The following is a 740-nucleotide window of genomic DNA, read 5'->3' as shown; positions in this document are numbered from 1 at the left end:
GTGTTCCAACCCAAGGCCGACGCGGCCTGGCACCTGCACGAACTCACCCAGGACATGGACCTGGACGCCTTCGTCCTCTTCTCCTCCGCAGGCGGACTCGTCCTCGCCGCCGGCCAGGGCAACTACGCGGCAGCCAACGTCTTCCTCGACGCCCTCGCCCACCACCGCCACACCCTGGGCCTCCCGGCACTCTCCCTCGCCTTCGGCCTCTGGGACACCAGCACAGGACTCAGCGACTGGCTCACCGAAGCCGACCTCCACCGCATGCGCAGGCAAGGACTGCCCGCACTGTCGGTCGAGGAAGGCCTCGCCGCATTCACCACCGCGGTCACCACACCAGACGGACACAGCACACTTGTCCCCCTGCGCATCGATACCACCGCCCTGCGCACACGCACAGGCGAGATACCCGCACTCCTCCAAGGCCTGACCCGCGTCCCCACCAGAACCGCAGCAACCGGCAGAACCACCATCCACACAGGAACACCGACCCTGCCCACACGCCTGACCGGACTGGACCCCGACGAACAACTCCGCATCGTCCTGCACCTCATACGCGAAAAAGCCGCAACCGTACTCGGCCACACCACACCCGACGCCATCCCACCCCAACGCGCCTTCCAGGAATCCGGCTTCGACTCCCTCTCCTCCATCGAACTCCGCAACCAACTCAACCAAGAAACCGGCCTCCAACTCCCCCCCACCCTCATCTTCGACCACCCCACCCCCACCGCCCTGGC

1 protein-coding gene is annotated in these 740 nt (G+C 66.6%); it reads left to right on the top strand.

Translation table 11 applies throughout. The features are described 5' to 3' along the window. Positions 1 to 740 (top strand): beta-ketoacyl reductase (locus NLX94_RS38710; protein WP_254387993.1); only part of this gene is annotated, 740 nt, incomplete at both ends.

This window comes from Streptomyces sp. TBY4 (assembly GCF_024213195.1).
GTDB lineage: Bacteria > Actinomycetota > Actinomycetes > Streptomycetales > Streptomycetaceae > Streptomyces.
This window is presented reverse-complemented; position numbering and strand designations above follow the sequence as displayed.